Origin of the sequence: Streptomyces sp. NPDC006326, from assembly GCF_040612915.1 — a bacterium.
Classification (GTDB): Bacteria; Actinomycetota; Actinomycetes; order Streptomycetales; family Streptomycetaceae; genus Streptomyces.
Window position 1 is genome coordinate 1 of sequence record NZ_JBEXRC010000050.1, and the last position, 20,814, is coordinate 20,814.

16 protein-coding genes and 1 tRNA gene are annotated in these 20,814 nt (G+C 72.0%); 6 read left to right on the forward strand and 11 right to left on the reverse strand.

What is annotated here, in order from left to right; translation table 11 throughout:
* Positions 1-359 precede the first annotated feature (359 nt).
* The gene (locus ABZ128_RS29575; protein ID WP_356852217.1) at positions 360-863 is read left to right on the forward strand and encodes an FBP domain-containing protein; all 504 of its coding nucleotides are present in this window, start codon (positions 360-362) and stop codon (positions 861-863) included.
* A gap of 600 nt (positions 864-1,463) precedes the next feature.
* On the opposite strand, the gene ABZ128_RS29580 is transcribed toward ABZ128_RS29575, so the two are convergent.
* Together ABZ128_RS29580 and ABZ128_RS29585 are read right to left on the reverse strand one after the other, a co-directional pair.
* On the reverse strand, positions 1,464-2,324 hold the full coding sequence (locus tag ABZ128_RS29580; protein ID WP_356852219.1) for an LLM class F420-dependent oxidoreductase: 861 nt from the start codon (positions 2,322-2,324) through the stop codon (positions 1,464-1,466).
* Positions 2,325-2,411: 87 nt separating this feature from the next.
* Positions 2,412-3,524 (reverse strand): ADP-ribosylglycohydrolase family protein, encoded by a 1,113-nt coding sequence (locus tag ABZ128_RS29585; RefSeq protein WP_356852274.1) that lies wholly within the window; start codon positions 3,522-3,524, stop codon positions 2,412-2,414.
* A 275-nt stretch (positions 3,525-3,799) separates the two neighbouring features.
* On the opposite strand from ABZ128_RS29585, the gene ABZ128_RS29590 reads away from it, so the two are divergent.
* The gene (locus ABZ128_RS29590) at positions 3,800-4,891 is read left to right on the forward strand and encodes a tyrosine-protein phosphatase (RefSeq protein ID WP_356852220.1); all 1,092 of its coding nucleotides are present in this window, start codon (positions 3,800-3,802) and stop codon (positions 4,889-4,891) included.
* Positions 4,892-4,950: 59 nt separating this feature from the next.
* On the opposite strand, the gene ABZ128_RS29595 is transcribed toward ABZ128_RS29590, so the two are convergent.
* Together ABZ128_RS29595 and ABZ128_RS29600 are read right to left on the reverse strand one after the other, a co-directional pair.
* The gene (locus tag ABZ128_RS29595) at positions 4,951-7,527 is read right to left on the reverse strand and encodes a bifunctional FO biosynthesis protein CofGH (RefSeq protein WP_356852221.1); all 2,577 of its coding nucleotides are present in this window, start codon (positions 7,525-7,527) and stop codon (positions 4,951-4,953) included.
* Positions 7,528-7,576: 49 nt separating this feature from the next.
* Entirely contained in the window at positions 7,577-8,380 is an 804-nt protein-coding gene (locus tag ABZ128_RS29600) for an SDR family oxidoreductase (protein ID WP_356852222.1), read from the reverse strand.
* Positions 8,381-8,578: 198 nt separating this feature from the next.
* On the opposite strand from ABZ128_RS29600, the gene ABZ128_RS29605 reads away from it, so the two are divergent.
* Complete coding sequence (locus ABZ128_RS29605) at positions 8,579-9,436, forward strand: hypothetical protein (RefSeq protein WP_356852223.1); 858 nt, start codon at positions 8,579-8,581, stop codon at positions 9,434-9,436.
* Between the two features lie 175 nt (positions 9,437-9,611).
* Here the strand turns inward: ABZ128_RS29605 and ABZ128_RS29610 are convergent, their stop codons facing one another.
* The 3 genes from ABZ128_RS29610 to ABZ128_RS29620 form a co-directional block, all read right to left on the reverse strand.
* The gene (locus ABZ128_RS29610; protein ID WP_356852224.1) at positions 9,612-9,824 is read right to left on the reverse strand and encodes a DUF397 domain-containing protein; all 213 of its coding nucleotides are present in this window, start codon (positions 9,822-9,824) and stop codon (positions 9,612-9,614) included.
* A gap of 207 nt (positions 9,825-10,031) precedes the next feature.
* Complete coding sequence (locus tag ABZ128_RS29615; RefSeq protein WP_356852226.1) at positions 10,032-10,916, reverse strand: helix-turn-helix transcriptional regulator; 885 nt, start codon at positions 10,914-10,916, stop codon at positions 10,032-10,034.
* Between the two features lie 335 nt (positions 10,917-11,251).
* Positions 11,252-11,989 (reverse strand): GPP34 family phosphoprotein, encoded by a 738-nt coding sequence (locus ABZ128_RS29620; protein WP_356852227.1) that lies wholly within the window; start codon positions 11,987-11,989, stop codon positions 11,252-11,254.
* Between the two features lie 166 nt (positions 11,990-12,155).
* Here ABZ128_RS29620 and ABZ128_RS29625 point away from each other — a divergent pair, with 166 nt between their 5' ends.
* The 3 genes from ABZ128_RS29625 (at position 12,156) to ABZ128_RS29635 (ending at position 17,313) form a co-directional block, all read left to right on the forward strand.
* Entirely contained in the window at positions 12,156-14,981 is a 2,826-nt protein-coding gene (locus ABZ128_RS29625; RefSeq protein ID WP_356852229.1) for a hypothetical protein, read from the forward strand.
* 298 nt (positions 14,982-15,279) lie between these two features.
* The gene (locus ABZ128_RS29630) at positions 15,280-17,010 is read left to right on the forward strand and encodes an MFS transporter (RefSeq protein ID WP_356852275.1); all 1,731 of its coding nucleotides are present in this window, start codon (positions 15,280-15,282) and stop codon (positions 17,008-17,010) included.
* A 96-nt stretch (positions 17,011-17,106) separates the two neighbouring features.
* On the forward strand, positions 17,107-17,313 hold the full coding sequence (locus ABZ128_RS29635) for a hypothetical protein (protein WP_356852230.1): 207 nt from the start codon (positions 17,107-17,109) through the stop codon (positions 17,311-17,313).
* A 1,033-nt stretch (positions 17,314-18,346) separates the two neighbouring features.
* On the opposite strand, the gene ABZ128_RS29640 is transcribed toward ABZ128_RS29635, so the two are convergent.
* From ABZ128_RS29640 to ABZ128_RS29655, 4 genes are all read right to left on the reverse strand, one after another.
* Positions 18,347-18,419 (reverse strand) — tRNA-Arg (locus ABZ128_RS29640).
* 400 nt (positions 18,420-18,819) lie between these two features.
* The gene (locus ABZ128_RS29645) at positions 18,820-19,041 is read right to left on the reverse strand and encodes a hypothetical protein (RefSeq protein ID WP_356852231.1); all 222 of its coding nucleotides are present in this window, start codon (positions 19,039-19,041) and stop codon (positions 18,820-18,822) included.
* A gap of 36 nt (positions 19,042-19,077) precedes the next feature.
* Positions 19,078-20,382, reverse strand: coding sequence for an MFS transporter (locus ABZ128_RS29650; protein WP_356852233.1), 1,305 nt, complete (start codon positions 20,380-20,382; stop codon positions 19,078-19,080).
* Between the two features lie 20 nt (positions 20,383-20,402).
* Positions 20,403-20,732 carry a cytochrome P450 gene (locus tag ABZ128_RS29655; protein ID WP_356852234.1) on the reverse strand — a complete coding sequence of 110 codons (330 nt, stop codon included), beginning with the start codon at positions 20,730-20,732 and terminating at the stop codon, positions 20,403-20,405.
* Between the last annotated feature and the right edge of the window lie 82 nt (positions 20,733-20,814).

Here is a 20,814-nt window from a genome sequence, read left to right on the forward strand (position 1 = left end):
TGGCCTTCGGCCACCCTTGACTGCCCGGCCCGCCCCGGAAAGACAACAGACTGCCGGGAAGCCCCCGAGGAATGGCCGGGGGGACAGATGGACATTCGGGCCTGTCAGCGATGCCCGGGCTCTCTCCCGTCGCCCGTTCCTCGTTCGGGGCCGATAGGCCCCTCGTTCCGGGCCCCGGCCGGGTCAAGCCGCAGTCGACGCCCATGAGATGACCATCGGGGCGGATCGGGGCCACCAGCGCCTCGGATCGCTACGCGCTCCTCACGTATGGCGTCCGGCGGCCGTCTGGGGTTCCTCGGTGGCGAGGACGGTGAAAATCGGATGACCAGGGCAGCTATCGGTCCGTATGGTCCGTTTACATGGAAGCGCTCACCGACCAACAGATCCGTTCCTCCTTCGTGAACTGCACGAAGGGCGATGCGGCGCGCATGAAGCTGCCCCAGGACTTCGCCGAGCTTCCCTGGGAGGACCTCGACTTCCTCGGGTGGGTGGACCCGGGCGCGCCGCTGCGTGCCCACATCGTGCGTCCCGGAGCGGATGGCAGCCTTGTCGGCATCACGCTGCGGGTGCCGGGCGTGAAGCGCACGAGCGCCGTCAAGTCGAGCGTCTGCCAGATCTGCATGACCGCGCATGCGGCCTCGGGTGTCTCCCTGCTCGTCGCGCCCCTTGCGGGCGTGCGGGGTCGTGAGGGCAATACGGTGGGCATCTACGTGTGTGCGGACCTCGCCTGCTCCCTCTACATCCGTGGCAAGCGCCTGCCGAAGCTGAGGGGCGGACGTCACGAGGAGACGGTGGGCGTGGACGAGAAGATCGCCCGGGCGCTGGCCAACCTCGACTCCTTCACCGCCCGGGTCACCGGCTAGGTCGTCTCTTTCGGATCTTGCCGGTTAAGCCCGCGTCTCCCCCAGGTGCCGTGCATCGCAAGGCGGAGAGGCTCCCGATTACTGGACGTCCTCGGGTGCCTCGACAACGCGGCGAGGTGCGGTGCCGGGCGGCGCGGGTCAGGCAAGATCCGAAAGAGACGGCCTAGGTGCAGACGCGGGACAGGCCGCTCACGTCGGCTGCGTGGGCGGCCTGTGTCCGGCCCCGGACTCCCGGCGGCCGCCGGGACCAGAGGAGCGCGTGGCGATCTGACGCGCCCGTGAGCCGGCCCGCCCTTCGCTGACGTGCCCGTATGGCGATCCGTGCCCCATGCCGTTCCTTCGGGGGCTTCCCGGCAGTCCTTGTCTTTCCGGGGCGGGCCGGGCGGTCAAGGGTGGCCGCAGGCCATCGCGAAGCGACGCGAACGCAGTGAGCGCCCTTGACGGGCCGGACCGAACCGGAAGGACAGTGGGACTGGCGGGCAGCCCCCGGCCCCTCTCCGACGCCGCCGGGCCGGAGCCCGGGCCCCTGTGACCCCGCCGAGGAACGCCGTCAAGGCCGTCGGGCGCACGGCCTCTTCCGGGCGTGCCGGGGCCGGTCGGTCAGAGGTATTGGGCGAAGTCGTCCAGGGTGCGCAGGACCTCCGGTTCCGGGGCCGAGGGGAGTTGGAGGACGACCTCCTCGATGCCCAGGTCGGCGTAGTGGGCCAGTTTGCCCGGGTTGGGCTGGACCGCGTACGGGACCACCTGGAGGGTTTTGGGGTCGCGGCCCGCGGCTTCCCAGACCTGGCGCAGGGCGGGGAGGGACTCCGAGAGGCCGCCGCCGCCGATCGGGAGCCAGCCGTCGGCGTGGTCCGCGATGGCCGCGAAGAGCTTGGGGCCGGCCTGGCCGCCGATCAGGGTGCGGGGGCCGTGGAGGGGTTCGCCCGGGGCGAGTTCGCGGGGCGGCTGGACCGGCTTGGGGTGGGCCGCACTGGCCCTGACGGAGCTGAACTGGCCTACGTAGGCCGTCGGTTCGGGCGCCCACAGGGCCCGCATCAGGGCCATCCGGTCGCGGACCAGCTCGCGGCGGGTGTGCCACTCGACGCCGTGGTCGGCGGCCTCCTCCACGTTCCAGCCGTAGCCGACGCCGAGGGTGAAGCGGCCTGCGGAGAGGTGGTCCAGCGTCGCGATCTGCTTCGCGAGGTCGATCGGGTCGTGCTGGGCGACCAGGGTGATGCCGGTGCCGAGGTGGAGGCGCTCGGTGACGGCGGCGGCCTGGGCGAGGGCCACGAAGGGGTCGAGGGTGCGCCCGTACATCTGCGGGAGCTCCCCGCCCATCGGCGCGTCGGTGTCGCGGCTGACCGGGATGTGCGTGTGCTCGGGCAGGTAGAGGCCGGCGAAGCCGCGCTCCTCCAGGCTGCGGGCGAGGCGGACGGGGGAGACGGACTGGTCGGTCAGGAAGATGGTCGTGGCGATCCGCATGGGTGAGGGCACCTCCGTGGCGCTCCGGGCTCCTGGGCGTGGCAAGACCTCACGGTACGGGCTCGGGCCACGGTTGTTGAGGGGGTGTCAGCCGACGGGGTAGCGCGCCGACCAGACCGGGGAGGCCGCCGCCGGGCCGTGCAGGGAGGGGCCCTGGGTCATTTCCAGGGCGAAGTCGTCGGCGAGTTCCAGCAGAGTGGCGCGGCCTTCGAGCTCCGCGAGCCAGGCGCCCGGGAGGGCGGTCTCGCCGTGCAGGGCGCCGAGCAGGGCTCCGCACAGGGCGCCGGTGGCGGTGGAGTCGCCGCCGTGGTTGACGGCGAGGCGCAGCCCGTGCGCGACGTCCTCGGCGACGAGGGCGCAGTAGACGGCGACGGCGAGTGCGTCCTCGGCGCACCGGCCGTCTCCGGTGGACAGGGATTCGACGATCTCCGCGGAGGGGGTGCCGCGGGGTACGGCGGCGACCGCCCTCTGGAGGGCGTCGGTGACGGGCTGCCGGCCCGGGCGGGAGCCGAGCAGGCCGAGGGCGCGCTGGAGGGCGGAGTCGAGGGAGTCGCCGCGGGTCAGGCCGTGGACGATGACGGCGAAGGCCCCGGCGGACAGGTACGCGGCGGGGTGGCCGTGGCTCTGGGCGGCGCATTCGACGGAGAGCTGGAGCACCAGGGCGGGTTCCCAGCCGACGAGCAGCCCGAAGGGGGCCGAGCGGGTGGCCGCGGCGGCGCCCCGGTCGGTGGGGTTCCTCGGCTGGGCGAGGGTGGCGAGGGTCTCGTCGCCGAAGCCGGTCAGGCAGGCGCGGTCCGGGCTGCGGCGGGCGTAGAGCCATTCCTCCCGGGCGAGCCAGCCGTTGTCCTCGCGGCGTTCGTCGGGGCCCCAGTCGTGCTGGGTGGCGGCCCAGCGCAGGTACGCCCGGTGGAGGTCGGTGGGCGGGTGCCAGGCGCCGGTGTCACGGCGTACGTGGGCCCGTATGAGCCCGTCGACGGTGAACAGGGTGAGCTGTGTGGCGGCGGTGATGCCGCCGCGCCGGCCGTGGGCGGGGGCGAACCCGGTCGGCCCCCCGGGGCCGTGGGCCGCACGGACGGCGTCGAGGGACAGGGCGGCGAGGGGTGCGCCGAGGGCGTCGCCGATCGCCGAGCCGAGGAGGGTGCCGCGGACGCGGCTGCGGAAGTCCTGCTGTTGGGTGCGGCCCCACAGGCCGGTGGTCACGGCCGCGCGGCCGGCGAGGGTGTGCTGCGCGCCGGCCGTCGGCCCGCTCGCAGGTGTGGCCGCCGCTGTGTCCGTGTCCATCGCGATCCCCCTTGCTCTGGCGCGCACTGTAGTGGACGGGCTCGGTCGAATTCGAAAGCCCGAGCAGAGAAAGGCCGGAATCCGTGCGGGGATACCGCAAGGGGTGGCACGTTTTGCCATTCGCCTTCGGGTGAGCCGGTTTCGGCCATGTCTCGTTCATGCGGTGTTCCCCGGCCGCCCACAGCCTGGGCGGCATGAAGAAGGCCCTCCTCGCCGCGACCGCCGTCGCCTCAGCACTCACCGCCTCCCTGCTCGCCGCCCCCGCCGCCACCGCCTCCCCGGCCACCGGCTGGGACCTGCCCTGGGCCGCCCACCGCCACAGCACGAGCGCCGTCCCCTTCACGGGGGCGGCCGTCACCGCCGCCGCCGACGGCTCGTACGTCCTGACGTGGAAGGCCGAGGGCGTCAGGCGGGTCACCATCACGGCGAACGGCAAGACCGTCGCCAAGGGCGGCGCCGAGGGCCGGGCCGTGGTCAGGGGGCTGCCCGCCGCCGACCGCCAGTGGTTCGACTTCACCCCCGACCGCGGGACCGGCCTCCACCTCGCCGACCGGCTCGTCAGGCTGGAGGGCGCCGTCAACTTCCGCGACGCGGGCGGCTACCGCACCGCCGCCGGCCAGTGGGTGAAGATGGGCGAGGTCTACCGCTCCGACGTACTCGACAAGCTGACCGCGAACGACCTCGCCACCCTCCGGCGCCTGCACGTCCGGACCGTCTTCGACCTGCGCACGGAGAGCGAGCGCACCAAGGACGCCGACAAGGTCCCGGCCGGCGCCACCTACACCGTCGCCGACGTCTTCGCCGGCTCCGGCTCCTTCCCGACCCTGCCCAAGACGCCCCAGGAGGCCGCCCAGGCCATGATCGACGCCGAGAAGGCGATGGTGAGCGGCGAGGGCGGGAAGAAGGCGTACGGCCGGGTCTTCGAGGGCATGGAACGCGACCGCGACCGCGCCGTCCTCTTCCACTGCACCGCCGGCAAGGACCGCACCGGCTGGGCGGCCGCCACCCTGCTGACCGCCCTCGGCGTCCCCGCCGAGACCGTGACGGCCGACTACCTCGCCAGCAACGACTACCGCAGGGCCGCCAACGACGCCCTCCTGTCCCGCCTCCCGGCCCAGCAGGCCGCGGTGTACAAGCCGATGCTCGACGTCCGCCCCGAGTACCTCGACTCCGGCCGTGACGAGGTCAACGCCGCGTACGGCAGCTTCGATCACTACCTCAGGGACGGGCTCGGCATCGACGCCCGCGAGCTGAAGCAGCTCAAGAAGGACCTCCTCGTCGGCTGACCCCGGCGGCCGCGAACCGCCGGCCGGGCGCGATGCCCGGCCGGCTCCACGGCCCGCGCTCAGTCCAGTACGGGCAACAGCTCCGGCAGGTGCCCGTCCGAGGCGCGCGCCGCGTCCTGGCGCTCCTGCGGCACCTCCCCGTACAGCGTCGTACGGGGCTTTGCGGGCCGGCCGGCGGCTTCCGCCACGGCGATCAGATCCTGCACCGACTTGTACGAGCCGTAACTCGACCCCGCCATCCGGGAGATCGTCTCCTCCATCAGCGTCCCGCCCAGGTCGTTCGCCCCCGACCGCAGCATCTGCGCCGCGCCCTCCGTGCCCAGCTTCACCCAGCTCGTCTGGATGTTGGTGATGTGCGGGTGCAGCAGGATCCGGGCCATCGCCGTCACCGCCCGGTTGTCGCGCACCGTCGGGCCGGGCCGGGCGATGCCCGCCAGGTACACGGGCGCGTTGGTGTGGATGAACGGCAGCGTCACGAACTCGGTGAAACCGCCGGTCTGCTGCTGGATGCGCGCCAGCGTGCGCAGGTGCCCGAGCCAGTGCCGCGGCTGGTCCACGTGCCCGTACATCATGGTCGACGAGGACCGGATGCCGAGCTCGTGCGCGGTGGTGACCACGTCGATCCAGTCCGCCGTCGGCAGCTTGCCCTTGGTCAGCACCCAGCGGACCTCGTCGTCGAGGATCTCCGCCGCCGTCCCCGGGATCGTGTCCAGCCCGGCCTCCTTGGCGGCCGTCAGCCAGTCCCGTACGGACATCCCCGTCCGGGTGGCGCCGTTGACGACCTCCATCGGGGAGAAGGCGTGCACGTGCATACCGGGCACCCGCTTCTTGACCGCGCGCGCGATGTCGAAGTACGCCGTCCCCGGCAGGTCCGGGTGGATGCCGCCCTGCATGCACACCTCGACCGCGCCCACGTCCCATGCCTGCGCGGCCCGGTCGGCGACCTGTTCCAGCGACAGGGTGTAGGCGTCGGCGTCCGTACGGCGCTGCGCGAAGGCGCAGAACCGGCAGCCGGTGTAGCAGATGTTGGTGAAGTTGATGTTCCGCGTGACGATGTACGTCACCTCGTCGCCCACCACCGACCTGCGCAGGTCGTCCGCGATCCGGCACAGCGCGTCCAGCGCCGGTCCGTCCGCGTGCAGCAGCGCGAGGGCCTGGTCGTCGGTGAGCTTCGTCGGGTCGTCGGCGGCCTGGGCGAGCGCGGCCCGTACGTCGGTGTCGATGCGCTCCGCCACCATGCCCGGGGCGGCCGCCTCGCGCAGGGCCTCCCAGTCCCCGTAGACCAGGTCGAAGTCCTCGCGGCGGTCGTTCGTACGGCCCTCGGTGTCGATGGCGGTGTGCAGGTCGGTGCGGCCCGCCGCCGTGAACACCTCCTCCGGCTCCTGCCACGGACGGCCCGTGACCTCGGCGTCCGGGAGGGCGAGGCCGGTCTGCGGGTCCGCGAGCGCCCGTACGTGCGGCAGCAGCCGCGGATCCAGCCAGGGCTCACCGCGCTGCACGAATTCCGGGTACACGCAGAGCCGCTCCCGCAGCTCGAAACCGGCCGCCGCGGACTGCTCGGCCAGCACGTCGATCTGCGGCCAGGGACGCTCCGGGTTCACGTGGTCGGGCGTCAGCGGCGAGACCCCGCCCCAGTCGTCGACACCGGCGCCGATCAGGCGGGCGTACTCCCCGTCGACCAGGTTCGGCGGGGCCTGGAGGCAGCCCGACGGGCCCATGATGTGCCGGGCGACCGCGACCGTGGCGACCAGGTCGTCCAACTCGGCGTCCGGCATCCTGCGCATCGCCGTGTCCGGCTTGGCGCGGAAGTTCTGGATGATCAGCTCCTGGATGCCGTGGTAGGAGCGGGATATCCGGCGCAGCGCGAACAGCGACTCGGCACGCTCCTCGTACGTCTCGCCGATGCCGATGAGCAGCCCGCTGGTGAAGGGGACCGAGGAACGTCCCGCGTCCTCCAGCACGCGCAGGCGCACCGCCGGCTCCTTGTCGGGGGAGCCGAAGTGCGGGCCGCCGGGCTCGGACCACAGGCGCGTCGCGGTGGTCTCCAGCATCATGCCCATCGAGGGGGCGACCGGCTTCAGGCGCTGGAAGTCCGCCCAGGACAGCACGCCCGGGTTGAGGTGCGGGAGGAGGCCCGTCTCCTCCAGGATGCGGATCGAGATGGCGCGCACATAGGAAATGGTGTCGTCGTAGCCGTGCGCCTCCAGCCACTCGCGGGCCTCGGGCCAGCGGTCCTCGGGCTTGTCGCCGAGGGTGATGAGCGCTTCCTTGCAGCCCAGCGTGGCGCCGCGGCGGGCGATGTCGAGCACCTCGTCGGGGGACATGAACATGCCGTGGCCGTCACGGCGCAGCTTGCCGGGGACGGTGACGAAGGTGCAGTAGTGGCATTTGTCGCGACACAGGCGGGTGAGGGGGATGAACACGCTCTTCGAGTACGTGATGACGCCGGGGCGCCCGGCGGCCGCCAGGCCCGCGTCGCGCACCCGGGCGGCGGAGGCGGCGAGGTCCTCCAGGTCCGCGCCCCGCGCCTGGAGGAGTACGGCCGCCTCGGTCGCGTCGAGCGCGACGCCGTCGCGGGCCCGCCGCAGTGCGCGGCGCATCGCGTTTTCGGTCGGAGCGTCACTCGGAGTGGTCATGCCGTGAGCATACGATCCGAGGGTGCGGGGACGGGGGCGATGATCAGCCTCATCGCATCAGCTCACCGGCGTTGACCAGCAGGGACTGGCCGGTTATCGCCCGTGCCCGGTCGGAGGCGAGGAACGCGACGGCATCGGCGACGTCCCCGTCGGTGGCGAGGTCGGGCAGCGCCATCCGCTCGGCGAGGCGGGCCCGGACCTCGGCCTCGGGGACGCCCTCGGAGTGCGCGGTGAAGGTGACGAAGGCCTGCACGGGCGGGCCCCACATCCAGCCGGGCAACACGGTGTTGACCCGGATCCGGTGCGGTCCGAGCTCCCGGGCCATGGAGTACATGGCGGAGGTCAGCGCCCCCTTGGAGGCGGCGTAGGCGGCCTGCTGCACCTCGTTCGGGGCGGCGACGGCCGACTGCGTGCCGATGATCACCACGGCCCCGCCGCCGCCCGCCTTGAGGGCGGGCAGACAGGCCCGGGTCATGCGCAGGGTGCCGAGCAGGTTCACGTCGAGGACCTGCTGCCAGGTCCCGAAGTCGGCGTCCTCCAGGCCGCCGAAGTACGAGTCCCAGGCGGCGACGTGCACGACGGCGTCGATCCCGCCGAAGCGCTCCCGGGCCAGCTCGGCGAGGTCGGCGCACTGGCCCTCGTCGGTGATGTCGGTGGGCAGGTACGCGGTGTGCCTGCCGGCGGGATCGATTTCGGCGGAGGCCTTGGCGAGGTGGGCCTCGGTCCGCGCCCCGAGCACGGCGTTCCCGCCGTCGCGCACGACGGCGGCGGCGACCTGGTGCCCGAGCCCGGCCCCGACGCCGGAGACGATGACGGTCTTCCCTTGCAGCAGCAGCGCGGGCGATGCGGGCATGCGGAGCCTCCTGGCGGGTGCGGGGGAGGGGCGGAGGTGATCTGACGGTGCGTCAGAGTAGGCGTTTGCGCGGAGGGAGGGAAGGGGTGCGGCTCGGGAGCCGGAGCCGGAGCCGCGAGTGGGTCGGTGGCGGAGGCGGGAGGTGCGGAACCCGTCGCACCTCTCCTCATCTGATGCGATGTCAGATACACCGTTCCCATGACACCCCACCCGGAGAACCGCGAAGACACCCGCCCCGACGACTACGCCGAGCTCGCGGCCGTCGGGCCGTACGGCGTCCGGCCCGGCCATGCGCTGATCACCATGGTCGAACCGCACCCGGGCCACGAGTACGCGTACAACCGCTGGTACGAGGACGACCACTACTACGCCGGCGCCATGGCCATGCCCTGGATGTACGCCGGCCGCCGCTGGGTGGCCACCCGGGAACTGCAGGAGCTGCGCTACCCCGAGAAGTCGGCCGTCGCCCAGCCGGTCACCGCCGGGTGCTACCTGTCGACGTACTGGGTGACCGAGGGCCGCTACAACGAGCACATGAAGTGGACGGTCGGCATCAACAAGCGGCTGAACCGCGACGGCCGCGTCTACCAGGACCGCACCCACGTCTTCACGGCCTTCCAGGACCACGAGGCGACCGTCTACCGCGACGGGGCCGCCGGTCCGCGGGACTTCCACGCGCTCGACCACCCGTACGCCGGCCTCGTCCTCCAGGTCGTGGACGCCGAGGGGCCGGAGCAGCGGGCGGAACTGCTGGAATGGCTGCGCTCGCGCGCCCTGCCCGGGCGCCTCGCAGGTTCACCGGCCGCCATGGTGACGGTCTTCCGGCCGACGCCGCTGCCCGGCGACCGGATGACGTACGTCAAGCAGGTCGAGGGGGTCGACACCCGGTTGACGCTGCTGTGGTTCCTGGAGGCCGATCCGCGGACCTGCTGGGACCGCTTCCAGGGGCTGGACGCGGAGGTCGCGGAGGCGGGGCCGGGGCGGGTGGAGCTGGTGGCCCCCTTCATCCCGACGGTTCCGGGGACCGACCGGTACGTGGACCGGCTCCGGCACTAGGCCGGCGCCAGGCCGGGCGGGGGCGTGCGGGGCGGGGGCGGCCGGACATGGCCGAGCCCCCTCGGCCGGGACGGCGGACCAGTCGAGAGGGCTCCAGTCAGGTGGTGCAGAGACTGCTTGTGGTGCCGGTGCTGCTTGTGGTGCCGGTGGGACGGACGGGGCGTGCGCCTGACGCTCAGACGAGGCGTCCCATCCGGCCTTCGGTGACGTCCGCGACGAACGAGGTCCAGGAGTCCGGGGCGAAGGTGAGCGAAGGGCCGTCCTGCACCTTCGAGTCGCGGACCGCGATGGCCTCCACGACGGGGGACTTGACCTCGACGCACGCGCCGTTCCCGCCGGAGTAGGAGGACTTGGTCCAGTGGTCGGTGGCGCCCTGACGAATAGCCATGTTGTTCTCCGGTTCAGCGAGCAGTGCCAGTGGGATGTCGGCCAATTCGGTTTCCCGGCCGACGTGATCGACGCTACCGGCACCTTCCGAGGGGCGAAGGGGTCATTCACCCGACCGAGTGGCATATTCCATTCAGGACTTCTGTGGCCGGGGAGTCACGGTGTACCGTGCGCGCCCCCCTCGCCACCTGCCCGGTTTCCTCCGCGTTTACTTCGCCTTGCCCGCATATTGATCGATGATCTCGGAGATGAACTGACGTGTCTGTTCGACGTTGAGCGCCTGGGCGCGCAAGTGCTCGTACATCACGCTGTACTTCTGCACGTCGTTCGCCTTCTCCAGGTACAGGTCGCTCGTCACGCCCTCGATGTAGACCACGGTGGAGTCGGACGCGTCCGGGAACTCCAGGATGGCGTACTGGCCGTTCACCCCCGGGTGGGCGCCCATCGAGAAGGGCATCACCTGCACGGTGATGTACGGCTGTTCCGACTGCTCTATCAAGTACTCCAGCTGCCTGATCATCAGCTGCGCATCGCCGACGTGGCGGCGCAGCGCGGCCTCGTCGATGACGGCCCACAGGCGCAGCGGGCCGACCTCCGGGTTGTTGTTGTCGGTCTCGGAGAGCCGTTTCTGCCGGTGCATCCGCACGTTGACGCGCTTCTCCACGTCCGCCGGGGCGGTCTCCGGCAGCGCGCCGCGGATGAGGGCGTGGGCGTACTCCGGGGTCTGGAGCAGGCCGGGGACCATCTGCGGTTCGTACGTGCGCAGACTGGTGGCGTCCGTCTCCAGGCCGATGTAGACGCTGTACGGAATGTCACCGAAGGCGTGCCACCAGCCCTGCTGGCGGGAGTCCTTCGCCATCTGCATCAGGGAGTCGACGAGCCGGCGGTCCTCGACCTCGTACACGTCGCACAGGTCGCGGACGTCGCGCTGGCTGATGGAACGGCGGCCGTTCTCCAACCTGCTGATTTTGGACTGGGAGACGAGGAGGCGCTCGGCCACCTGCTCGGCCGTCATGCCCTTGTCCTCGCGGAGCTTGCGCAACTCCATGCCCAGTCGGCGGCGTCGGACGGTGGGATTGACATTGGACGCCACGTGAACGGCACCTCCGCCTTCTTCTTCTGGTTCTGTCTCTCTGCGTGTCTGCTGGTGAGCAGACTGCCACCGAAGGGTGCGGCGGCGCCGGAGAACGGCCCGGAAATACGGACGCGCGGGGTGGCGGGACCGGTGGACCGGCCCCGCCACCCCGCGCGCCGGGGACGCCGTGTGCGGCGATGGCGTTGCGGTGGAGCGGTGGATCTGCGCGTGGTGCTGTGTCGTGCAGGGGGTGGAGCGGTCGTTCGGAGGTCGTTCCGGGGTCGTGCAGGGGTCGTTCGGGGTTGTTCAGGGGGCGTGCAGTGGTGCCCGGCCGCGCCCGGCGGTCGGCCGGATCAGTGCGCGGCCACGCGGGCCATCGCACCCGTCCGGCGCGGCTGCATCGGAACGCCGCTCGCCGTGGCCCGGGCGGCCGGCGGTGCCGGGGCGCGGTCACGGCGTGGCTGTGCCGCCACACCGTTCTGGACGTCCATGACGGCGTGCGCCACGAGACCGCCCATGGGGTCGTGCCGGATCAGGTCCCGCAGCCGGGATCTGGACGACCGCCCCTCGTTGCCGGGGTACAGGTGCTTGCCGAGTCCGACCGCATGGGCCAGTGCGGCGAGCGCCGCGGTCCGCGGGTCCGGCGGTACGCCGGTGCGGATCGCATTGTCGAGCCGGGTACGGATCTCCCGGCTGATCGCCGTGTCGGTCGCCTGGTAGCGAGTCGTCGGCAGCACCCCGCACATCTGTCCCGCGACGGCATGGACCATGCCGCAGCGCTCCAGGTGCGCGAGGTAAATCTGGCGGAGCCCCAGCCGGGGTCCGCCGATCCAGTGGACGGCCCGTACCGGGCTGCCGCGCCTGCGCAGCAGTTCCAGTGCGGAGTCCAGAGTCGGATCTCCTGTCGGCCGTGGCATCACCACGGCGATACGATCCCCGTCAGGGGCTATCCGTCCTGCCAGAGCCAGCTCCACTAGCTGTGCCCCGGCCAGGCCGAGGTCGAGCGACTGCGGCTGCGCCGTGGTACCCGTGGTCGGGTCCAAAGCGAGCAGCAGAAGCTCCTCCGGAATTGTTCTGCGGCTCCTGCCCATCCATGCCTCCCCGCGTGGATGAGTGACAGGGTGACGCCTCTCACATTCATCTGTCGAGAGCGCCTGGTCGCTTTGTGGGGGAACCCGCAGCTATGTCGTTCTCGTCTGGCACGGGGGCGATGCCCCCTAGACGGGACACTGTTAGACATTCGGACAGCCGGACACGGTGGCGATCGAGGAGGAACTGGTGGCGGGCGAGTCCCCCGACAAGTCGGTAGATGAAGGAACGTCGGGCGAGGCGCGGTCCTCCGCGGAGCGTGACCCGAGGTTGTCGGTGTTCCGCCCGCGGGATCCCGAGCCCTCCGCCGAGCGCGATCCGCTGCGGGCGGCGGTGGCCGCATGGGTGGCCGGCGCGGGTGCCTCCGGCGGTACGGGGGAGGAATCCGAGGCCGAGGCGACGGAGCCCCCGGCCGACGCCGAGTCCCCGAAGCCGTCGGCCGACGCCGAGTCCCCGAAGACCCCGGCTGGCGGTGAGTCTGCGAAGCCGTCGGCTGGCGGCGAGTCCCCGAAGGCCCCGGCCGGCGGCGAGGGCTCCGGCTCCGACGCCCGTGAAGGCTCCGACTCCGAGGAGGGGGGAGCCCCCGTCGTCTCCGACGCCTCAGAGGTGGCCGGTGCTTCCGGTGCCCGCGAGGCGGCCGGTGCTTCCGAGGCGGCCGGTGGTTCCGGCGCCTCCGAGGTGGCCGGAGCTTCTGGTGGCTCCCCGGCTTCGGGCGCTTCCGGCGACTCCCGGCGCTCCGGTGTTTCCGAGTCAGCCGAGGCTGACGGTGGCTCCCGGACCACCGGTGCGGCCGAAGCCTCTGAGTCGGCGTCGGCCGAAGCCTCCCGCGCTTCCGGCGACTCCCGGCGCTCCGGTGCTTCCGAAGTTTCCGACGGGGCCGGTGCTTCCGGGTCTGCCTCCGGGTCCTCGGGCGGGGCCGGCGCGGAGGCGGGTTCCGGTTCGGGTTCCGGTTCGGCAGTGGAGGCGGGCCGGGCGAAGCCTGCCGGGGCTGCGGCCGATGGGGTTGCCGGGGCGGCCAAGCCGGAGGTGGCCGAGCCCGCCGACAGCGAGCGGACGGCCGTCTTCCGTGCGCCGAAGCCGGAGGCCCCGGCTGCCGACGACAGCGAGCGCACCGCCGTGTTCCGGGCCCCGAAGCCTGAGACCAAGCCGGATGCCCCGGCCGACAGCGAGCGGACCGCCGTCTTCCGTGCGGTGAAGCCGGAGTCGAAGCCGGAGCCCTCCGCCGACGAGCCGGCCGACAGCGAGCGCACCGCCGTGTTCCGGGCGCCGAAGCCGAAGCCGAAGGATGAGCCGGGCGCGCCGACGGGTGCGGGCAAGGCCGCCGACAGTGAGCGTACGGCCGTGTTCCGGGCGGTGAAGCCGGGTTCCGCTTCGGCTTCCCCCGAGGCGAAGGAGGCGGCCTCCGAGGAGTCCGCCGACAGCGAGCGCACCGCCGTGTTCCGGGCCGTGAAGCCCGGCTCCGCTCCGACGGCGGACAGGCCCGCCGCTTCCCGGCCCGTCCAGCCGAAGGCCGACGGCGAGGAGCGGGCCAGCACCTTCGTCCCGCTGCGCAAGGACGGCGAGGGCCCCGCGAAGCCCGCCGCGGCCACCGCGGCTCCGACGCCGGCGCCCCCCGCGGCCCCGGCCCCCGCCCCGTCGGTCCAGGCTGCGCCGAAGGCCACCGCCCCGGCCCTCGACCGGACCGAGCGGACCAGGCAGCAGCCGCTGCCGCCCATGCCGCCGCTCGACCTGCTCGCGGACCTCACCAACAACCCGCCCCCGCCGCCCAGCCCGCTGCGTACCGTCATCCGGCGGTTCAAGATCTACGCCCCGCTCGTCGTGCTCCTCGCGATCATCATCGCCGTCGTACAGCTGGTCCGCCCGCTGCCCGAGCCGAAGCTCAAGATGACCGCGCAGAGCTCGTACACCTTCGACGGCGGCAACCCCTCCCTGCCCTGGCCCAAGGAAGGGCAGGGCCACATGGCCGCGGCCGGCCTCGGCACCGTCGGCACCTTCGGCGAGCAGAAGCCCATCGCGATCGGCAGCGTCGCCAAGACGATGACGGCGTACGTGATCCTGAAGAACCACCCCCTCAAGAAGGGGGAAAAGGGTCCGATGATCGACATCGACAAGACGGCGGTCGACGACGGCAAGAAGGACTCCGACGGCGAGTCGACGGTCAACACGCTGAAGGAGGGCGACAAGATCTCCGAGTACGACGCCCTCGCCGCGATCATGATCCCCTCGGCGAACAACGTCGCGCGGCTCCTCGCCCGCTGGGACACCGGTGGTGACCAGGAGGCCTTCGTCAAGAAGATGAACGAGGCCGCCAAGGACCTCGGCATGGCCAACACCACGTACACCGACCCCTCGGGCCTGGACGCGACCACGGTCAGCACCGCCGAGGACCAGGTCAAGCTGGGCCTGAAGGTCGTCGAGATGCCCGAGCTGATGGCCATCACCAAGCTGCCGAGCTGGACCGACCCCTCGGGCAAGCCCTGGCGCAACTGGAACGACCTCGTCCCGTACAACGGCGCGATCGGCATCAAGACCGGCTCCACCACCAAGGCCGGCGGCAACCTGCTGTTCGCCGCCGAGAAGAAGGTCGGCAAGACCAACCAGCTGATCGTCGGCGCGGTCCTCGGCCAGCACGGCGTGCCGATCCTCGGCACCGCCATCACCGCGAGCAAGAACGTCATGCTCGCGACGCAGAAGATGCTGGTGAGCGCGCCCGTCCTGAAGAAGGGCGACGTCGTCGGGTACGTGGACGACGGCCTCGGCGGCCACACGCCGGTCGTGGCCACCGCCGACGTCGAGGCGGTCGGCTGGCCGTCGCTCCACATCGACGTCAAGCTCGTCGGCGGCGACGGGAAGCTGCCGCAGACCGCCAAGGCGGGCACCGAGATCGGCATGCTGACCGTGGGTGACGGGGCCAGCCAGGTGAAGGTGCCGGTGGCGCTGCAGAGTGATCTCGCCGCGCCCGGCATCGGCAGCAAACTGACCCGTGTCGGCTGATCGCTGACCGCGTGGTTCCGGCGCCCCGGGCAACCCCGGGGCGCCGCAGCGCGTCTTGGGACCGGGACGCAGGTGTTGACGTGTTGACGACGCATGGCCATGTGCCGGGGAGCACCGGAGTAGCGCAGTGACGACCGCCGAGCAGGAAAGCCAGGGCGTACCGGCCGCCGAAGCCGGTCGCTCCGGCGTACCCGGGGCGGCGGCCGCCGGGGCCATCGCCGGGGCGCAGAAGGGGACGCAGGACGGTGCCCCCGGCGGGGTGCACGGCGGGGCGCCTGCGCCCGCCGGGCCTGCGGCCGTGGCGTGGGCCCGCAGGCATCCGGTGGCCGTCGCGACCGCCCTGGCCGCGGTCCTGCACGTCGTCTGGTTCTTCTGCTTCGCCAACAGTGGCGGCGACCTCGCCGCGCAGGACGCCTGGGCGGAGTTCGTCGGCCGCCATCCGGACTCGGCGTACAACCTCGCATGGTACGGCGGCATGCACCCGGTCTCGTACAGCGTGGTCTCCCCGTACGTGATGTACATGATCGGCGTACGGACCACGATGATGGTCGCCGGCACCGTCTCGGCCGGGCTGCTCGCGCTGATCCTGACCCGGTGCCGCGGCGCCGTCCGCGAGCCGCTGTGGCCGGCGCTGGCCGGTGTGTACGGGCTGCTCTGCAATGCGCTGTCCGGCCGCGTCACCTTCGGGCTCGGCGCGATGTTCGCGCTCGGCGCGGTCGCCGCGGTCTTCTGCTGGCCCCGCACCTGGGCGGAGCGGCGCTGGGCCAAGGCCGCCGTCGCGGCCCCCCTCGCCGGGATCGCGACCGCGGCCAGCCCGGTCGCCGGACTGTTCCTCGGGGTGATCGCGGCCGCGCTGTTCCTGAGCCGGCGGCGGCCGGGGGCGTACGCGCTGGGCCTGGCCCCGGTGGCGGTGGTCGGACTGTCGGCCTGGCTGTTCCCGTTCTCCGGGACGCAGCCGATGAAGCTGGGCTCGGCGGCTCCGCCGTTCCTGTTCGGGATCCTGATCTTCGTCCTCGTGCCGAAGCGGTGGAAAACCGTCCGGGCGGCCTCGGCGGTCTACACCCTCGGCGTGTTCCTGACCTGGGCGATCGACTCGCAGGTCGGCTCGAACGTCACCCGCCTGGTCATGCTGTTCGGCGGGGCGGTGCTGTGTGCGGCCCTGCCGTACGCGGCCCCGCGCTCGCGGCACCGGTACGCGCTGGTGGTCGCCTGCGTGGGCCTCGCCGGGTGGATCACCGCCAACAGCATCACGGACATCGTGCGCACCACCCCGGTGGCCGCCTGGAACCGCGAGCTGGCCCCGCTGGTGGACCAGCTGCAGAAGGCCGGCGCCGAGCGCGGGCGCGTCGAGGTGGTCCCGGCCAGCAGCCACCGCGAGTCCTCGGCCTTCCCCTCGTACGTGAACCTGGCCCGCGGCTGGAACCGGCAGGCGGACCTCGAACGCAATCCGCTCTTCTACGACGACACCCTCGACGCCGACAGCTACCGGAGCTGGCTGGAGCGCTGGGCCGTGCGCTACGTGGTGCTGCCCGCCGACAAACCCGACTCGGGCGGTGAGGACGAGGCGAAGCTGGTGCGCGAGGGGCTCCCGTACCTCCGGCTGGTGTGGGGCGACGCGAACTGGCAGCTGTTCCAGGTGGACGCCCCGACGGAGCTGGTGTCGGGGCAGGCGGAGGTGGTCCGGGCGGGCGCGGACCAGCTGGTCATCGACGTCCGCGCGGCCGGGCGCGTACTGGTGCGGATCCCGCACTCACCGTGGCTGGGGCTGCTGGACGCGGCGGGCAGGCCGGTGGCGCCGCCGCAGGAGACCTTCGCCTCGAAGGCGCGCAGCGGGCGGGGCGGGACGCTGCCGAAGGAGTACGCGAACACGGCGGGCTGCCTCTTCAAGGCGGCTCCCGACGGGGCGGGGGACGTGTGGACGGAGCTGCTGGCCCCGGCGCCGGGCCAGTACCGGGTGGCGGCGAAGTACCAGCTGCCGCGCGGGACGCCGTGCCCGGAAGAGCTGGTCCGCGGGGTGCCGGGGCCTTGATCGGCAGTTTTTACCGCGGTCCGGGTGCGTTGCTCCGCATATCTGCATACCATCCCAATAGTCCGATTGGGTGCTTCCCGAGGAGTTGACGACGGGATGAGCAGAGCGCAGAAGCAGGACGCCAGGGCGGCCTTCCAGACCCAGGCCCACGAAGTGGACCGCCCGCCCCAGCCGGCAGGCCACGGCTTCGACGGCCCGCTGCGGAGCAAGGTCAAGGGCGGAGCGCACACGAAGGCGGACCTCAAGCGGGCCGGAACCCCGCAGGGCGACCGCATCGGCGAGCGCAGCAGAGGCCTGAGCTGATCCCCCCATCCCCGCGACCAGCCCTTCCGGCCCACCCGGGAGGGCTCCCACACGCCCCGCACCAGCCGCGAAGCCGACGCCCGGCCTGGCCTTCGCCCAACCGCCCGCCTCGTTGACCGCAACCAGTACGGTCGTGCCCGGAACGGCTAGTTCACCTTGTCCGTTGGCAACCGGGGGTACCCCGTAACGGCAGTGCACCTCGGCGATCGACAACCAAGGCGGCCGACCTCCTCGACGTGGCCGACCATCCGCGCCGTCCCAAGGGTCATCGCCGACGTGCCGTCAGACTCTGCCGTCAGGAAGTCGCCGTGTCCCAGCGCTGCCATGCATGTGAGTGAAAAAACCCATGGCGGCGCACAATCCTGACGGCGGATAGTGACCGGATGCCCCACCGCTCCGCATACGTGTGCCTGTCCTGCCGGGTCTCTTTCAAGCACCCCGGGCAGCGGACGTACCGCTGCCCGAAGTGCCGTCGAGCGCTACTCCTCGCCGGTGACGCCTTCGAAGCGCCGCCGCAGCGGGACCGGGATGCCTGGCGCGTCGTTTCCGTTTTGCTCCATGCCGGGCTGGACTTCCGGCAGGCATGCTGCGGCTGCGGCCCGGGCTACCGCCCCCGGAGCCTGCGCGAGGTGCGGGAGCGCCTCACGTACGCACGACGCACCGGTACCCCGGTTGCCCGCGCCCTCGCCACCCCTTAGGCGAAGGAGCAGAAGGCGACCGCCGCGTCGTCTCGGGCCGCGTAGCGGGGCCGGCGCCGCCGTGGTGGCTGCCGTACTGGCCGGAGCAGCACGTCGAGCGCGCCGGAAGCCCAGCACCTACGACACGTACGAGACACGTCCGGCTGCATCTCGTGCCCCCTCGGGGCCCGGAGCCTGCATGCACCGAGCAAGGCCGACGCACTGCGGCCTGTCGCGCGGAGCTGATCACGCGCAACGCGGCCACCCTCGTCGAGCCGCCCCTGACGGCCGCCGTTGATGTCAGCCGTGGATGCCAAAGGGCACCTACCGAAATTGGTAGGTGCCCTTTGCGCCTGTGCCCCCGGCAGGATTCGAACCTGCGACACCCGCTTTAGGAGAGCGGTGCTCTATCCCCTGAGCTACGAAGGCAGGGACTTGTCGGAAACGTTGCCGGGAACCCCAGAGGGATCGCCCGAGCCGCTTCGGCAAGCGTGCTGGTCAGATGACGTGCGCCTGCCCGGGTGGAGATGTCCTCGCGGACACTTTTCCCGGAACACGCCTGGTAGTCGCCTGACCGCTGACAGCCTAGCGGATCGTGCTGGGAGTGGTCGCATGGATTGCCACAGGCGCGGATCTGAGGCGAGGGCATGGTCGTGACCTGGGGGTTCTGAAGGCCGGGGGCCTGGGCGCGGAGGCCGGGTGCGTGGTGAGGGCGCGGAGAGGCGGCCGAGTGCAGGAGGGTAAGGCGCGACTCCTGCCGCAAGGAGGCCTACATCAAGGCCACGGAGCCCTACGTCGGGCTCCGCTCGCACCCGGCCGCCGTCCTTGGTCACATCGCGTCGGGGTCGCCCGGCTCCCCCGCCAGGGCGGGCGCCGGACCGCGCTCCCGCAGGGTCCGTGCCACGTCGTCGGCGCCGATGCGGACGACCGGGACCCCGGTCCCGTCCGCGAACGAGGCGTCCTGCCCGGCGTCGGCCAGGACGGCGTCGGGACCCGCGAGTTCGAGGATCCTCCGGTTGCGCTCCGCGGGGTACGCCTCGTTGAGCGGCACGACGGTGCCGCCGGCCAGGAGGCAGTGTCTTGGCGGTCACGGTGACGAGGTCCCTTCCGCGGGCATGTCCCGCATCGTCCGCAGCGGTGAGAAGACGACGAAGAGCGCGGCGCTCCAGGTCCCCAGCACACAGATCCACAGTGTGGTGCGCAGGCCCAGCCCGCTTCCGAGGGCGCCGCCGAACAGTGCCCCGACCGGGATGACGCCGAGGCATATCCACATGAAGGCTGCGTTGACCCGCCCGAGCAGGTGGGCGGGGGTGACCTGCTGCTGGTACGAGGTCGCCGCGATGTTGTACAGGCCCACGTTCGCGGAGAACGCCGCGAGGCCGAAACCATAGAGCAGCAGCCCCCAGCCCGGCGTGGAGAGCGGCATGAGGGCGTACAGCGGGCCCGGTACGGCCATGGCGACCCAGATGACGCGGGCGGTGCCGATTCGGCGGGAGAGCCGACTCGCCACGGCGCCGACCGCCAGGCCGCCGACGGCGCTCACGCTGAAGACGAGGCCGACTGCAAGCGAGGAGGCGTGCAGCTCGCGGACGAGGAACGTGACCTCGATGGAACTCTTCGCGATGACGAAGAAGTTGGAGGTGGCCGTGCAGGCCAGGATCGCCAGCAGGATAGGCCGGCTGCGGATGAAGGCGAGGCCTTCGCTCATCTCGGCCCGCAACCCGACCCGCCCGCCGCCGTCGGACGTCTCCGTCGCCGCAGGCTTGGGCGCCTCCCGGAGGAGCGAGAGCGTCACCGCGCTGACGAGGAAGGCCAGCCCGTTGCTGAAGAAGGTCCGGGCGGTGCCGACGAGGCCGATCAGCAGACCGCTGGCGGTCGGCCCGATGAGCTCGGCGAACTCCTGGCTCATCACGATCTTCGCGTTGGCGTCGACCAGCTGGTCCGGTCCGGCCAGCCTGGGCAGCATGCTCTTGTACGCCACGTTGAACAGCACGGTGAACACCCCGCAGACGCCGACGACCAGGTACAGGTACCAGAGCCTCAGCTCCCACAGGAGCGCGGCCAGCGGCAGGGACAGCATCAGCGCCATACGGGCCAGATCGCACACGATCATCAGCTTCCGCTGGTCGACCCGGTCGGCCAGGATCCCCGCGGGCAGTGAGAAGAGCAGGTACGGCAGCCAGCCGAGGAAGGACAGCAGGGATATCTGGAAGACACTGGCGTGCAGCGTGGTCGCCGCGAGCAGCGGCACCGCGACGCCGGAGATCCGCGCGCCCAGCTCGCCGACGGTCTGGCCGCCCCAGAGCAGCAGGAAGTTCCTGCTGCGCCACAGTGGGACGGCGGGCGCCGGCGGGGCCGGGTCGGTCGCGGCGGCCGGTGCGGAAGTGGTCACGGAATCGGTTCCTTGCAGGCTCATGAGGGAAGCAGCCGGACGCGCAGGTGCTTGCACCCACTGATGACCGTGGACGCGAGCCGCACCGGCGGCTCGATCATGACAGCGGAGCCCACCCGTTCGCACAGCTCGTCCAGGGACGCCCCCAGGCAGTAGTGCGGCCCCGATCCCAGCGCCAGATGCGGGTTGTGCGTCCGGGCGATGTTGAACCGGTTGGCGTCCGCGAACACGCGCTCGTCCCGGTTGGCCGAGAAGTGCCAGATCGCCACGTCCTGGCCGGCCTCGATCCGTACCCCGTGCAGTTCAACGTCGCGCTCCGCCCGGCGCAGCACCTGCTGGCTCGGTGACACCTACCCCCCACCTCGGCCGCCGAGCTCTTCGGGTTGCACCGCGCCGGCTCCAGCCCTCCGGCCCGGCCGACCCATACTGTTG